The organism is Streptomyces sp. NPDC048416, from assembly GCF_043200435.1.
In the GTDB taxonomy this organism is placed as follows: domain Bacteria; phylum Actinomycetota; class Actinomycetes; order Streptomycetales; family Streptomycetaceae; genus Streptomyces.
In genome coordinates this window covers 1-14,151 of record NZ_JBICXU010000038.1, presented here as the reverse complement: position 1 = coordinate 14,151, position 14,151 = coordinate 1, and the positions used below count along the sequence as shown (strand labels likewise).

The 14,151-nt window shown below is 72.2% G+C and carries 11 protein-coding genes; 9 read left to right on the top strand and 2 right to left on the bottom strand.

Features of this window, described 5'->3' with window-relative positions; all coding sequences use genetic code 11:
• Window positions 1-266 precede the first annotated feature (266 nt).
• The 3 genes from ACGFW5_RS31620 (at window position 267) to ACGFW5_RS31610 (ending at window position 7,209) form a co-directional block, all read left to right on the top strand.
• A complete protein-coding gene (locus ACGFW5_RS31620; RefSeq protein WP_393837762.1) occupies window positions 267-3,545 on the top strand; it encodes an NACHT domain-containing protein in 3,279 nt (1,092 codons plus the stop codon).
• 98 nt (window positions 3,546-3,643) lie between these two features.
• Window positions 3,644-3,988 carry a trypco2 family protein gene (locus tag ACGFW5_RS31615; RefSeq protein ID WP_393837761.1) on the top strand — a complete coding sequence of 115 codons (345 nt, stop codon included), beginning with the start codon at window positions 3,644-3,646 and terminating at the stop codon, window positions 3,986-3,988.
• A complete protein-coding gene (locus ACGFW5_RS31610; RefSeq protein WP_393837760.1) occupies window positions 3,985-7,209 on the top strand; it encodes an NACHT domain-containing protein in 3,225 nt (1,074 codons plus the stop codon). Before ACGFW5_RS31615 ends, ACGFW5_RS31610 begins: the two co-directional genes overlap by 4 nt.
• A 45-nt stretch (window positions 7,210-7,254) precedes the next feature.
• On the opposite strand, the gene ACGFW5_RS31605 is transcribed toward ACGFW5_RS31610, so the two are convergent.
• Together ACGFW5_RS31605 and ACGFW5_RS31600 are read right to left on the bottom strand one after the other, a co-directional pair.
• A complete protein-coding gene (locus ACGFW5_RS31605) occupies window positions 7,255-7,806 on the bottom strand; it encodes a GNAT family N-acetyltransferase (RefSeq protein ID WP_393837759.1) in 552 nt (183 codons plus the stop codon).
• Entirely contained in the window at window positions 7,803-9,080 is a 1,278-nt protein-coding gene (locus tag ACGFW5_RS31600; RefSeq protein WP_393837758.1) for an XRE family transcriptional regulator, read from the bottom strand. The genes ACGFW5_RS31605 and ACGFW5_RS31600 overlap by 4 nt, the downstream gene beginning before the upstream one ends.
• Before the next feature lie 203 nt (window positions 9,081-9,283).
• On the opposite strand from ACGFW5_RS31600, the gene ACGFW5_RS31595 reads away from it, so the two are divergent.
• From ACGFW5_RS31595 to ACGFW5_RS31570, 6 genes are all read left to right on the top strand, one after another.
• A complete protein-coding gene (locus ACGFW5_RS31595) occupies window positions 9,284-9,844 on the top strand; it encodes a hypothetical protein (protein WP_393837757.1) in 561 nt (186 codons plus the stop codon).
• Between the two features lie 71 nt (window positions 9,845-9,915).
• Window positions 9,916-10,329, top strand: coding sequence for an ATP-binding protein (locus ACGFW5_RS31590; RefSeq protein ID WP_393837756.1), 414 nt, complete (start codon window positions 9,916-9,918; stop codon window positions 10,327-10,329).
• 81 nt (window positions 10,330-10,410) lie between these two features.
• Window positions 10,411-10,599 (top strand): hypothetical protein, encoded by a 189-nt coding sequence (locus ACGFW5_RS31585; protein WP_393837755.1) that lies wholly within the window; start codon window positions 10,411-10,413, stop codon window positions 10,597-10,599.
• Between the two features lie 70 nt (window positions 10,600-10,669).
• Window positions 10,670-11,881, top strand: a complete 1,212-nt coding sequence (locus ACGFW5_RS31580; RefSeq protein WP_393837754.1) for a phosphotransferase — start codon at window positions 10,670-10,672, stop codon at window positions 11,879-11,881.
• Window positions 11,878-12,783, top strand: a complete 906-nt coding sequence (locus ACGFW5_RS31575) for an NAD(P)-binding domain-containing protein (RefSeq protein WP_393837753.1) — start codon at window positions 11,878-11,880, stop codon at window positions 12,781-12,783. The genes ACGFW5_RS31580 and ACGFW5_RS31575 overlap by 4 nt, the downstream gene beginning before the upstream one ends.
• A complete protein-coding gene (locus ACGFW5_RS31570; protein WP_393837752.1) occupies window positions 12,780-13,913 on the top strand; it encodes a hypothetical protein in 1,134 nt (377 codons plus the stop codon). Before ACGFW5_RS31575 ends, ACGFW5_RS31570 begins: the two co-directional genes overlap by 4 nt.
• The last annotated feature ends 238 nt before the right edge of the window (window positions 13,914-14,151 follow it).

Sequence of the window (14,151 nt, the reverse complement as noted above, 5' to 3'; positions counted from 1 at the left end):
TCTGGTGGATCATGGCCGGGGGTGCGGCGCCTGGCACGGCACCTCGCGGCGTTGCCGAAACGCCCCGATAGCTCCGCTATCACGACGTTCCCGCGCCTTGCGATGCACCGCACCAGGCGCCGCACCCTGACCGACCCTGATCCACCAGACACCCCCTAACGCGCCTAGTAGGACCCGCGCCGCCTGTGCGCCTTGTCACCGCGGCCGGGCCCCCGGTCCGTCCGTTTCGGGACCAAGGACCCGCCGCCTCGCTAGGCTCAGACGTCGTGGATCCCGCGCAGATAGGCCTCAAGCTGGCGATGAGCGTCGTCGGCCCCCTGGTGAAGAAGCTCTTCGTGGCCGACGGGCCCGGAGCAGGCCTGGCCGACCAGCCGGTCCGCCTCTCCTCGTACGTCTCCTTCCGCGGCGAGAAGCGCACCCTGACCGAGCCCGACCTGCGCAGGCTCGCGGCCGCGCTGGTGAAGGAAGGCGTGCGGGCCGGGGAGCGGGCGGTGCCGCCCGACGAGGAGCAGGCCGTCGTCGACGCGCTCACCGCCACCCTGTACGCGCTGGGCGAGTTGAGCCTCAGCGATGTCGAGGCGGTCGCGCTCGGCCACGAGGCGCTGGCCCGCGAGCTGCGCCGGGCGGGCACCCGCCCCGAGCGCCATCTCTCCGCCGACGCCACCTACTTCTACGAACGCCTGCTGACCGCCACCTGCCTGCACATCCTGCACTTCTTCACCCAGCGCTCGACGTTCGTCGCGTCCGGGATCGTCCAGCAGAGCAGGCGCCAGGCCCAGTTCACCGACAAGATGGACGAGTTGATCAGCCGTACGCCGCGCTCCGACGGCCACGACACCGCCTTCGAGCGTCGCTATCTGGCCCATGTCGCCCACAAACACGGCAAGTTGACGATCTACGGGCTCGACCTGACCAACTCCCCCGGCACCTGGCCGCTGGACGCGGCGTACCTGAGCCTGGAGGCGACCGGCACGGAGCCGCGCGCCGAGCTCGCCGGCCGGCTGCACGCCGCCGCCACCCGCTACGAACAGCACGCGGGTCTGCTCGCATCCCGGGTCCGCACCGCCCGCCTTCCGAGCCCGGACAAGGACCCGGCCGCCTGTGTGCCCACGCCCGCCGACCAGGCCCTTGCCGACCGCGAGCGCGTGCTGCTGCGCGGCGAGGCCGGCTCGGGCAAGACGACCCTGGTGCAGTGGCTCGCGGTCAGCGCGGCCCGGCAGGACACCGGGGAGGGGGACGGCCGCATGACGTATCTGCGCGACCGGATCCCCTTCGTGCTGCCGCTGCGCACCCTGACCCGGCACGGCGAACGGCTGCCCGCGCCCAAGGACTTCCTCGCGGCGGTGGGCTCCCCGCTGGCCGGTGAACAGCCCCCCGGCTGGGAGTCCCGGGTGCTCACGGCCGGCCGCGGCCTGGTCCTGGTGGACGGCCTCGACGAGATCCCCGACGTCGAAAGGGCCCGCACCCGCGCCTGGCTCGTCGACCTGATCGGCGCCTTCCCCGGCAACCGCTGGCTGGTCACCTCCCGGCCCTCCGCCGTGCGTGAGCACTGGCTCGGCGACGAGGACTTCACCGAGCTGACGATGTCCGCGATGAGCCCGTCGGGCGTGGCCGCGTTCATCCGGCGCTGGCACACGGCCGCACGCTCCGGCGCCGAGGACGAGGACGACCTGCTCGCGGCGTACGAGGCGCAGCTCCTGAACGCCGTGCGCACCAAGCCCGACCTCGGCCGGCTCACCACCAACCCGCTCATGTGCGGCCTGGTGTGCGCCCTGCACCGCGACCGCCGCGGCTTTCTGCCCCATGGCCGCAAGGACCTGTACGACGCCGCCCTCACCATGCTCCTGACCCGCCGCGACCGCGAACGCAGCATGGACCTGCCCGAGCTGCGCGAGGAGCCCCAGCTCCAGCTGCTCCAGCGCATCGCGTACTGGCTGATCCGCAACGGGCGCACCGAGATGGACCGTTCGCGCGCCGAGCAGATCATCGGCGAGGTGCTTCCCGCGATCCCCGAGATCGCCCGCATCGGTGATGCGGCGGCCGTCTACACCCACTTCCTGCACCGCAGCGGGCTGCTCCGCGAGCCGGGGCCCGGGACCGTCGAGTTCGTCCACCGCACCTTCCAGGACTTCCTCGGCGCGCGGGCCGCGGTCGAGGAGGGCGCCTGGGGCGAGCTGGTGCGGCACGCCGGCGACGACCAGTGGGAGGACGTCGTGCGGATGGCCGTCGCGCACGGCCGGCCGCGTGAACGCCGCGACCTGTTCGGCGAGTTGCTGGGCTTCGGCGACGACCACGACTCCTCCGCGGTCCGCATGCGGGTGCACATGCTGGCGGCGACCTGCCTGGAGCACGCGGCGGAGCTCGACCCGGCGGTACGGGCCGAGGTCGAGCGGCGTACCACCGGCTTGATCCCCCCGACGAGCCCCGCCGCCGCCCGCGTCCTGGCCAAGGCGGGCCCGCTGATCCTGGACCTGCTGCCGGGCCCGGAGGAGCTGTCCCCCCTGGGCGCCGCCCATGTGGTGATCGCCGCGTCGCACACCGGCTCCGAACGCGCGATCCCGTTCATGGCCCGCTTCGCCCGGTGTCCAGACCTCGGCGTCCGCGCACAACTCGCATGGTCCTGGGGGCAGTTCGACACGCAGCAGTACGCGGACGAGGTCATCGCCCGCCTCGACCCCACCGACCTGTACTTCTGTGTGACGTCCGAGGAACAGCTGGCGGCCCTGCGGGAGCTGGGGACCCGGCCGCTCCTTGAGGCTCGCAACGGCCTGTCACCGGACGCGCTGGGAGGGTACGCGGAGCGGGCGCGGCTGACCGGGCTGCGCCTTCGCGGGAACCCGGATCTGCGGGACCTGGCGTTCCTCGCCGGGCAGGACGCGCTGACCGATCTGACCCTGAGCGGCTGCGGACACCTCAGGGACCTCACGCGGCTGACCCGGCTGCCGCTGCGGACCCTGGCCCTGGACGCGGGCCCCCATCTCGACCCGTTCGCCCTCGCGGGCCTCGACCAGCTCGAAAGCCTGACCCTCGACGAGCGCGGCTGGGGGTGGCGGCTGTCCGACCTGCCGAGGGGAGCGCCGTTGCGGGCGCTGCACCTGCGTGCGGCCGGGCGGCCGGGCGACGGTCTGCGCGGCCTGACGCGCTTCACCTCGCTCACCACCCTGCGCCTGGGGCCGCGCAACAGCCCTCGCGACGCGTCCGACTGGACGGTGCTGGCCTGGCTGCCCGACCTGTGCACCCTGGCCGTGACCGGCCAGTCCGCGGGCGCGGCGCCGCCTTCGGCCCGGCTCGACCGGATCCGGACCCTCCTGCTGTACGGACCGTCCCAGGCCGCACTCGACCGCGTGCCCGTGCTCTTCCCCCACCTCCGGCACCTGATCACCTCCGGCGCGCCGGTCGCGCTGGACGTGAGCGCGCTCGCCGCCTGCCCCGACCTGCGGACGGTGGACCTCCATTCGGTCACCAGAAGGCCACCCGGGACCGAAGCGCTCGCCCCGGGCGTCCGTCTGACCCACGCGGGCCGCCCCGTCCTCCCCGGCCGGTGACGCACCGGCCCGGCCGCCGACGCGACACGATCCGTTCGTACCTCTGTCACAACTGCCGTGTGCAGCACGAGAATTGAGGCAACGCGAGGGGGCGCACCATGACCGACGACAATGATCACGCGTGGGACGGCATCGAGCTGGCCGACGCCATCGCATCCGTACGGGACCAGCTCACCGAGGCCGCCGCGCGGGCGACCGGGCAGCCGCTGGTCTTCGAACTGGGCGACATCCACATGGAGTTCACCCTCGAACTCCGCCGCGAGGTGAAGGGCGGCGCCAAGGTGCGGGCGTGGGTGGTGGACGCGGGCGCGGACGCGGGCCGCTCGACGGGGCGTACCCACAAGGTGTCCTTCACCCTGAAGCCGCACACCGCCACCGACGGCTCCGCCTGGAAGGTCGGCAACGACCGGCCCGGCGGGGGCTTCGCGGGCGGGCCGCGGTGAGCACGCTGCTGCCCACGACCGCCGACCGGGTCGTGGCCGTCCTGTCCGACGGGTGCCAGGGCAGCGGAATCGTCGTCTCCCCCTGGCTGGTGCTGACCTGCGCGCACAATCTGGCCGGCGCCGCGCCCGTGCGGCTCGCCCACCCCTCCATCGGCGAGGTGAGCGCCCAAGTCCTGTGGCAGGACGCCGAGTTTGATGCCGCGCTGCTCTACAGCGACGAGGAGCTGCTGCCCGGCCTCGTACGGCTCGGCGCCGTGGACACCGCGCAGTCGCTGCCGGGCTGCGAGATCATCGGCTTCCCCGACATCCAGCGCTACGGCGCGGACCGCCACCTGGACTACGACCAGTTCGTGGGCACCGTCCTGCCCGTCGCGGGCAGTCTGCGCGACGACCTGGTCTGCGAACTGCACCGGCCGCCGGCGGCCGAGCGCGCCGACGGCAGCTCGCCGCTCCTCGGCCTGTCGGGCGCGCCGCTCTTCGCGGGGGCGGTCCTGCTCGGCCTGGTCAAGGAGATCCCGCGCGGCCGGGGCCACCGCAGGGTGGTGTGCGTGCCCCTGCGTTCCGTCTTCGCCGCGCAGGGCTTCTGCGCCGCGTTCGCGGCCCTGGCCACCGTGCCGCCCCTCGAACTGGTCACCGGCGTACCCCCGGAGGACCAGCGCTATGAGCACGAGTACGCGGAGGCCATCGGCGCCTCGTACCGCAAGACGAAGATCTTCGGCCTGGACGAGCTGAACAAGCGGGACTCCGAGTGGGACCTGGACACCGCCTACCTCAGCCTGGAGGCAAGACCGAAGGCCAGCGAGCCCCCGCAGGCCGGCAGGGCCCTGATGGACAGCGCGCCGCAGCGCATCGACGCCCTGCTCGCCTCCCGCCCCCGCGTCCTGATCCGGGGCGAGGCGGGCGCGGGCAAGACCACGCTGGTGTGGTGGCTCGCCGCGCACGCGGCGGCCGGGCGGCTCGGCCCGGGCCTCGCCGATCTCAACGCGCTCGTCCCGTTCGTGGTGCCGCTGCGCAGCCTGCGCGCCCAGGGCGCCACGTTCCCGCTGCCCGCCCAACTCCCCTCCGCCGCACGGCTGGTGGTGGACGCGGCGCCCGACGGCTGGGCCGGGCGCGTCCTGAAGACAGGGCAGGCGCTGCTCCTGGTGGACGGCCTGGACGAGGTGCCGCAGGAGGACCGCGAGGAGGCACACCGCTGGCTGGCCGCCCTCCTGGACCGCTATCCGCGCACCCGCTGCGTGGTGACGGTGCGGCCCATGGCGGTCGAGCCGGACTGGCTGAAGTACGCCGGATTCGAAGAGCTGCGCCTGCTCCCCATGAACGACGAGGACATCACCGCGTTCATCGCCGCCTGGCATCGCGCGGCCCGGCTCGACAGCGGCCCGCACGAGGACCTGGACGAGCTGGAACGCGACCTGTCCGAGCAGTTCAAGCAGAACGGCGCCCTGCGCGGACTGGCCCGCACCCCGCTGCTGTGCGCCGTCATCTGCGCCCTGCACCGGCTGCGCCAGGGCTTTCTGCCCGACACCCGCTGGAAGCTGTACGAGGCCGCGCTGCGGATGCTGCTCGGCAACCGGGACCAGCAGCGCAAGGTGGAGGCGCCCGAAGGCATCGAGATCAGCGCCGAGGAGTGCACCGAACTGCTCCAGCGGATCGCGGTGTGGCTGGTGCGCGAGGGCCAGTCGGAGTTCACCCGCGAGCAGGCCCTGCGCCAGCTCAAGCGGGCCCTTTCCGGCATGGAGAACGTACGCGGCCAGGGCACCCCCGAGGATGTGCTGCGCCATCTGCTCAACCGCAGCGGGCTGCTCCAGGAACGCGCCGACAACGTCTTCCAGTTCACCCACCGCACCTTCCAGGACTTCCTCGCCGCCAAGGAGTTCGTGGAGGACGGCCACCTGAACGAACTACTGCGGCACGCGTCGGAGGAACAGCAGTGGCAGGACGTGATCCTGCTCGCCGCCGGGCACTGCGGCCGCCGCGACCGGCCCGTCCTGGTCAACGGGCTCCTGGACGCCGGCTCCCGGCAGCACGCCCCTCAGGACAAGGCGAAGATCCAGGTGCTCGCGGCGCGCTGCGCCCAGCACGCCGCGTACCTCGACGAGACCACCGCGCGCCGGGTCGGCGAGCACATCAGGGCGCTGTTGCCGCCCCGCGACCTGGAGACGGTCACGCTCCTCGCCCGCCTCGGCCCGTCGGTGCTCGCCCACTTACCGGCCCCGGGCGCTGTGGCGGGCGAAGCCCTCGTCCACGTCGTCGGGCTCATCAATCACGTCGGCGGCACGGAGGCCGTCGACCACGCCCGGGCCTGGGCGGCGGCACGTCCGGGGGCGGCCGGCCTGTTCGCCACCGAGTGGTCGCGCTACCCGGCGGAGCGCTACGCCCGTGACGTCCTGGCCCACCTCGATCTGCGCGAGGTCCGGCTGCATGTGGAGACCCGCTGGCAACTGGCCCAGCTCCCGCACGTCCCCGACGCCCGCCGGCTGTGGATCACGATGCCGCCCGACCTCACCGCGGACGAGCTCCACGCGGCGCTGCGCGGCCGCAGCGTGAGGGCCCTGCGCCTGAGCGGCACTGAGCGCCTGCCCGACCTCGCCTTCCTGCGGGACAGCGCGGAGAGCCTTGAGGATCTGGAGGTGCTGCGCGGGTCGGGCCTGCGCGATGTGTCCCAGCTCGCCCGGCTGCCGCGGCTGACGGCGCTCGGGCTGCTCGACACACCCGCCCAGGAAGTCGACCTGGCGCCGCTTGGATCCGCTCCCGCGCTGCGCACCCTGGTGTTCGGCAGCAGCACCGACCTCCACCTCGCCCAGCTGCCGGTGCTGAGCGGCGTCACCACCCTGCACCTGGAGGCCGACCAGGTCGCCGGCTTCGACGCGCTGAGCCGCTGGCCCGCCCTCAGCCATCTGGAGCTGGCCCCGTCGTCGTCGGCCACCACCAGACGGCTGCTCGCGTACGTGCGCGGGCGCCCGGGCATCGGCCGGCTCGGGGTGGCGCTCAGCTCGGTGGCCGCGCTGGCCGGGGTCGCACCGCTGCCCGGCGTGCGCCACCTCGACCTGTGGCTCGCCAACTCCGACGGCGACCTCGGAGCCGTCCTCACGGTGTTCCCCGCGCTGGCGACGGTGGACCTCGCGGTGGGCACCGTCCAGGCGGGCTCCTGGAACCCGGCCGCCCTGCTGCGCCGCCCCGGCCTGACGATCACCGTCAACGGCGGCCCACCCGCCCCGTAGTAGCGCTTCGTTGGGTTGCGCCGGATAGGTGACCGTCTGCCCCCTTTACGAGGCGATGCCGACCCGGGGCCGGATCATGACGGTGAGGAGCGGGGACGTCGGCGAGGGCTGGCTCTGGCCGATGTCCTCGTATCCCCACGAGCGGTACAGCTGATGGACCTTGCCGTCCCCAGCCGCGCCGTTGACCATCAGCGTCACGAACTGCTCGTCGCGTGCACGGAGCAGTCCGTCGTGGATGCGGCGGGCGGTGCCCGTGCCGCGCCAGGGCGGACGCACGCCGATCTCCTTGAGCGCTGCCGCCGGCTGCCCGGTGTACGCCTCGTCCGGTTCGGGCTGGGTGCGCTGCCAGTACCGGTCACCGTGCTCGATGCGGTTGGCGTAGGCATACCCGACAGGCTCGTCGTCCACGTAGCCCATGACGGCCAGGAATCCGGGCTCCGCACTGTGACGGTCCAGCCGTTCACCGAAGGCGGTGACCGCGTAGTTCGGGAGATGGAGCAGGGGCGCGCGTACGTCGGCGTAGACGTCGATCAGGTCGCTGCGCACCTGGTCCAGCGTGGTGAATTCGCGGAGCTCGATTGCCGGTGCGGTGGTCATGCCGTGATCCTCCAGGCGGCCGTGTGCTCTGTCCAGGCGTCCACGAGCGGGCTGCGAGGTGCTTTCGCACGCAGCGCGGACCCGAACTCTCCAAGCATGCGGGACACCCGGGCGTGCTGGGTAGCGGCTGCGGTGGGGACGGTCATGGCCGCCCTGGTCGCCGCATCGGCGTCGCCTTGGGCGAGTTGGGCGTGTGCCAGGCGTGTGGTGGTGATGGCTCGCGAACGAAGCATGTGGGGGCGGAGGGTGGCCAGGCAGTGGTTCGCGTGCAGTTCTGCGGCCGGGTAGTCCCCGAGGGCCAGGTGGGCAGAGAGCGCAAGAGAGTGCAGCTCGGCCCGGTCGTAGAAGGCGACCAGCCACGTCGGGCGGTGTGCGGTGGGGTCGGCACGGTCCATGGCGTCGCCGGCCTGCTCGAAGGACCGGCGGGTGCCGGTGCGGTCCTGGGACGCGCCGAGGATGGCCGCTTGCCGAGCCAGGCCAAGGGACGCGAACATCGGGTCTCGCCTGGTGATGTGCAGGTTGCGGGCGACATCGTTCGCAGCGAGTGCGTCGGCCTGACGCCCCATGTGCCGGTACATCGTGCCGGCATGGCTCCAGATGCGGAACTTGATCGCCTGGTCGCCGGACATCTCGGCGAGGGCCTGGGCCTCGCGCATATGGGCTTTCGCCTCGTCGTAGCGTCGGCCGTCGATCGCTGCCCACATCGCGGAGGAACGGAAGGCGGCTGCCGCGGCGTAGAGGTTGGCGCGTACGCGCTGGGAGGCGCTGCCGGAGTTCTGAAGGTTCAGAGCTTCGTCGGCCAGAGAGGCGGCGCGCCTCTCGATGCCGAGCTGTCCGCCGTGGCGGTGGTCGCTGGCGATGATCTCGGTGAATCGGCGCTGGAGTCGATCGACATCCTCCATGCCGATACGGCGCGGGGTGGAGCCGGGAACGGCAGCGGCTGCGGCGGCGGCAAGCCCGCCGCTGACGAGAGTACGGCGCTTCAAGTCGGAGTCCTCCTGCTCTGGTTCGGGAGCGGGCACAGCTCGGCCCCGTGGCGCAAACCCTAGAGCGGCGATGGGGAGGTTGGTGACCTCCTCCAGCGCTCGGCGGGTAAGCGACTTGGGCCACTGGATGCGGCCGGATTTCCAAGCGCGGACCGATGAGCCGTCGCATCCGCCGGGGTGTCCCGTCAGCCGTTCAACAGCCCGATTCACGGCCTCCGCCATGGTGTTTGAGCTGTGCCCGTGCTCTGTCATCCACGTTTCCAGAAGGACGTTGCGCGCGGTGTCCATGCCCGCACGGTAGACCCGGCGCGTTCGCGCTGTCTGGCAAACGGACGGTCAAATCTACCTAAGTGTGACAGCGCAGTACTCCGCACATCAACCTATCCGCCTGCTCCGGCCGGGAGTTGCCTGGGTGTTGGAGCGTCCGTCGGGCGCGCCGACGCGCCGACCAGCCCCATTGACCCGAGCGGGAGTGCAGAGCAATGCCGCACATGCGTATGCGACATGACGGGCCCTCAAGTCCCGTGCAGCCGGACGCGAAAGCCGTGGTGGCCGCCGCCGAGCGGCGCCTGGCGGCCGGGCACTTCCTGGTGTCCGCTGCCCCGTCCATCCCGGCCGCCCTGACCGAGTGGAAGACGGAAGGGGCGGCATGGCTGCGTCCGGGTCTCCTCTTCGCGGCGGTCACAGTCCCCGCCTCGATCGTCCGCGCGGCGGTCGGCGGCTACAGCCCGCAGTCGCAGGATCGGCGCATCCACGACGCCTTGGACGGTCCGGTGTTCTTCCAGCCCGCCGACTTCCAGGGAGAGGGCGCCTTCGTGGCGCTGCTACCTGCCGGCGTGGCCCGGTCCTGGAGAGTGCGGAGTTCGGTGCTTCACCCGTCGCGCGCCCTGCTCCTGGTTCCCGCTCCTGACCGCTGTGAGCCGGACGCGGAGGGCCCTTGGTGGGTGCGTCCCCCGGACGGTGCGGGCGAGTTCTGCTCGCGCCCGTCGGTGGAAACGCTCGTGCACATGGGCCGGCACAACGTCAGCCGGACGGATGGGGACGTGCGATGACGGCCGTAGCTGATTCCGTCGCGGCGTGGAGTGTGAGCGCCGGCGTCCAGCCCGTGAGGAACGGTGCGCGCATGGTGCTGCCATCCCCGACCGATGAACCCGTCTACAGCCAGAACCTTCCGAGGACTCCGGAGGCGGCGCACCACGCGCGGCGTCTCGTGCGTTCCGTGCTGCGCAGGTGGGGCCTGGACGACCTGGAGGAGGAGGCCGAGCTCGTCGCCGTCGAGCTGATGTCGAACGCGGCTCGTCACGCCCGCTTCGACAGCGTCCGGCTGACCGTGACGCGCAGCGGCGAGCACCGGGTGTCCGTGGCCGTGACCGACCGGTCGCGGGTGATGCCGCACTTGGCCGCCGCTGGTGACGATGACGAAGGGGGCCGCGGTCTGGCAATCGTGGACGCCCTGAGCAGCGGGCGTTGGGGGGCCGACCCCCTGGGCTGGGGCAAGCGGGTGTGGGCCGAACTGGGCGATCGAGGAGAGCAGTGAACCGCAACGCCCAGATCCTGTACGTCCTGTCCGTATCCGCTCTGCTCGGCGCGCTCGCACTCGGTGTCTGGAGCCGGGCCGGTGGCTGACACGAAGTGGAGCGTCGGCGACTGCTGGCGCTGTGACGCCGTGGACCTGCCGGTGATGTGGCTGGGCCCGGTCCACTGCCCGAACGAGGGGGACGCCCCGTTCCATGCGTGCGAGCCGTGCATCCGCCGGCTGGAGGACCTGGTCCGCGCGCACTACCGCCGAGTCGACGCCTCGGCCTGACGCCCCCGTTCCCGGATGCGCTACGTCCGGGAACGGGTCCATCTACCGGGATCTCATGAGGAGGCAGCCGGTGACCCTCGCTGCGAGCGAGAAGAAGGCGGTGAGTGCGGCGACGCTGCACACCGCGAGCCGATGGCGCATCAGCAGAGCGCTGGAAGAGCTGTGGCCGGACAGGACAGCCGTCCTTGGCGCCCAGTGCCCGAGCGTCACGTCGTACGTGTGCCGGGTCACGGTGGACGGTGAGCCGCTGATCGCCAAGCACAGCTGGCTCGGCATGTCCCTGGTGTCCGTTCTGCGGGGCGCGGCAGGGACGTGGGACGACGTCCGGTCGGCGCAGAACCTTTACGCCGAAAGTCCGCAGTCCCTGGTGACGCGCGAGGCGCAGCACCTGGCGGCCATCCGCAAGCTCGGCCGGCCGCGCGTGTGCGACACGGCCGGTGTGCACGGCGGAGTGCTGGTCACGCGGGAGGCCGAAGGGACATCACTCGCGGCCGAGCTGGTCGCGCATCCCGCGGACACGAGTGACTTCCTCGAGGCGGCGCTGACCGCGCTCCGCGATCTGCACGGGCCCGCCGGGGCGCGGCGCCTGAGCGCGGTGTCGCCGATCGGGGAGCGGTCCGTCATCGGCGTGTTCCGCCGGAAGTTCCTCGGTCCGAGGTCAGCCGGCTATCTGCGCGAGCTGGGCCAGGACAGCGGGCTGCCGGAAGACGAGCGCCAGGAGGTGGCCGAGCTGGTGCGCCGGGTGGTGGACCGGCTGGCGCGGCTGCTGGGGGCGGTGTCGTCGCGCCGGGAAACCGTGGTGTTCGGGGATCTCAAGCCCGAGCACGTGTTTCTCGACGGCGGCGGCTGTCTCCGCTTCATCGACCCGGCGGTGCAGTGGGCGGCAGGGTCTGAGCCGGACGTGGCGAAGTTGACGGGCCGCACGCTGCTCCTGGCCCTCGGGCATCCCGACCCGGAGGTCCGGCGGCAGATCGTGGACGGCGTGTACTCGACCCTGTCGCGGCATGTGGCCGTGCTGTCCGCCGGACCAAACCGTGACGCTCGGCTCCGGGAGCTGCTGGTGCTGTGGCTCATGGACACCGTGAGCATCCTGAGCACCTGTCTCAGTGCCCCGCCGGATCTGCCGCTCGCCAACCACCAAATCTCGCTCCTCGCGATGGCGCGCATGGTCGCGCGCATGGTGGACGCGGCGAGTGCGCTCCTGGTCGGATCGACGGCAGGGTTCCGGCTCCTGGACGTCGTGGTCGACCAGGTGGACATGGTCGCTGGAGGCCTGCCGTGAGCGGCCCGGTTGTGGGCATCGTTGGCGCTGGAGCGGTTGGCCAGGCCGTCGCGACGGGACTTGTCGCCGCAGGCCTGCCGGGACGGCTCGTCGTCGTGGCGCGGAAGGCCGTCCAGGTGCAGGGGCTGACCGCCGACCTCCAGGACCTCGCTCTTACCGCCGGGGTGTCCTCGCGGGTCGACGCCGGCGAGGTAGCGGACCTACACGGCTGCGACGCGGTGGTGATCGCGCTGCGGACGGATTTCACGAACACCGCGGCGCGGGACATCCGGCGCGGCGGCGCGGCGGCGAACGCTCCCGCGCTCGCCGCACTGGCGCGCGAGCTGCGCGGATACGGCGGGACGGTCCTCGTGGTGACGAACCCGGTGGACCTCATGGCCCGACTGTTCGCCGACGTGTCGGGCTGCTCGCGCGTCTTCGGGATCGGGTCGAACCTCGACTCGGCCCGGTACCGCCTCCTGCTGGCCCGCTACGCCCGGGTGTCGCCGGACCTGGTGCACGGCCATGTGATCGGTGAGCACGGAGACCGGGCCGTGGTGTGCGCGTCGACAACCACCGTGGGCGGCGGCGCCTTCGAGGTGCCGGTGCGGTCCCTGGTAGCCCACCTTCAGCGACGGCCGGCGCTGATCCGTGACGGCATCGGACGTACTCGCTGCGGGCCCGCCGGTGCCGTGCTGTCCACGCTCCGCAAGGCCCTCGGACTGGCCGACGGGGTAGAGGAGCTGTCCGTGCCGTACGCCGGCGTCTTCCTCGGGATCCCGCTGCGCTTCACGGCGGGCACGCCCCAGGGGTGCCTGCCTCCCCTCACTCTTTCCGAGCGTCGTTGTCTGGATGCTGCCGCGAGCAGCCTCCGCGACGCGTACACCCAACTCCCCGCTCCTATCGAGAGGACAGCTACATGATCACCGCAACCCGTCTTGAGCCGGCGACCGCCGCCGTCACCGTGCTCAGCAACCGGCGGGAGGTCACGGACTGGGCTCAGCGCTACTTCGGCCCGTGGTGGAATGCCGCGCCTGTCGAGCCCACCGCAGTGAGCGCCGAGGGCGTGGTGATCGCAGACGTCGACCCGGGCGAGCACGACACGATCACGCGTCTCGTGTTCGACGGGCGGCTCAACGTGAGCGTGGACTTCGCCAAGCATCGTCTTCGGGCCGCCCGGGACGGCGACGACGTCATCGCCACGTCCGCGAGCGAGGGTGTCGCCTACCGCAGCAGCCCGGCCAACGGGCGGTTCGTGATGGCCACCATGGAGGACGTGCAGCCGCTCGCTCTGGCGGCGGCCCGCGTGGCGCGTGAGGCGATCCGGGGTCAGCTGCTGCGCGCGGGGTGGGCTGTGCTCCACGCCTCGGCGGTCGTGCGGCCCCGGGACGGCGCGACGATCCTCACGTTCGGCGACAAGGGGGCGGGAAAGACCACCACGGCGCTGCTGCTGGCATCCCACGGCTGGGAACTACTGGCCAACGACCGGGTGTTGGTGCGGCCGACCGAGCAGGGCGTCGAGGTGGTGCCGTGGCCGTCGGCTGCGGCGCTCGGCCTCGGCCTGCTGCACTCGCTCGGCTGGGACGTCATCGCGCGCGAGCACCTGCGGGCCGGCGGCTCCTTCCACCCGACCCAGCACGAGGCGGTCACCACCTCACTCATGAGGGGCAGCAGCGAGCCGCTGTGGGAGTCCGCCAGGAGGGAGCGGAAGGTGCAGGTGTTCCCGGATCAGTTCCCGAAGCTGTTCGGCGTGCCGCTGGCCACCAGCGGACGCGCTGCCGCGGTGCTGTTCCCCGAGATGGACCCCAGCGGCGTCCCGGACGTTCTGGACGAGCCGCGCTCGCTGGGGGAGGCCGACTTCATGTCGGGGTCGACGGAGGACCGCTACCCGGACCTTTTCGACCAGTGGCACGGCATCGAGGGCGGCGGCCGGGAGAGCGTGCGCCACGTCGTGGGGACTCGCTTGGCCGCGCTGCCTCACCGCGCGGTCCGTCTCACCCACGACATCCCGGCGAGCACGGCCGTGCTCGCCAAGGTCACGGACTCGATCTGACCGGCGGCGATCGTAGGGAGAACGACCGGCACGATGACAACCAGGGCCCCACGTTGGACGTGATGACGTTCCATCTGGGATACCCGGGTACGACCGGGCCCGGCATCGTGACGTTCCCGACGATGACGGCACGGAGCCCACTTGGCTAGGGGGTGTCTGGTGGATCAGGGTCGGTCAGGGTGCGGCGCCTGGTGCGGTGCATCGCAAGGCGCCGGAACGTCGTGATAGCGGAGCTATC

What these genes read in the sequence shown, in the direction of transcription:
- ACGFW5_RS31595 (WP_393837757.1), top strand. Translation starts at nt 9,284, where the DNA reads ATGCGTATGCGACATGACGGGCCCTCAAGTCCCGTGCAGCCGGACGCG.
- ACGFW5_RS31605 (WP_393837759.1), bottom strand. Translation starts at nt 7,806, where the DNA reads ATGACCACCGCACCGGCAATCGAGCTCCGCGAATTCACCACGCTGGAC.
- ACGFW5_RS31615 (WP_393837761.1), top strand. Translation starts at nt 3,644, where the DNA reads ATGACCGACGACAATGATCACGCGTGGGACGGCATCGAGCTGGCCGAC.
- ACGFW5_RS31600 (WP_393837758.1), bottom strand. Translation starts at nt 9,080, where the DNA reads ATGGACACCGCGCGCAACGTCCTTCTGGAAACGTGGATGACAGAGCAC.
- ACGFW5_RS31590 (WP_393837756.1), top strand. Translation starts at nt 9,916, where the DNA reads ATGGTGCTGCCATCCCCGACCGATGAACCCGTCTACAGCCAGAACCTT.
- ACGFW5_RS31570 (WP_393837752.1), top strand. Translation starts at nt 12,780, where the DNA reads ATGATCACCGCAACCCGTCTTGAGCCGGCGACCGCCGCCGTCACCGTG.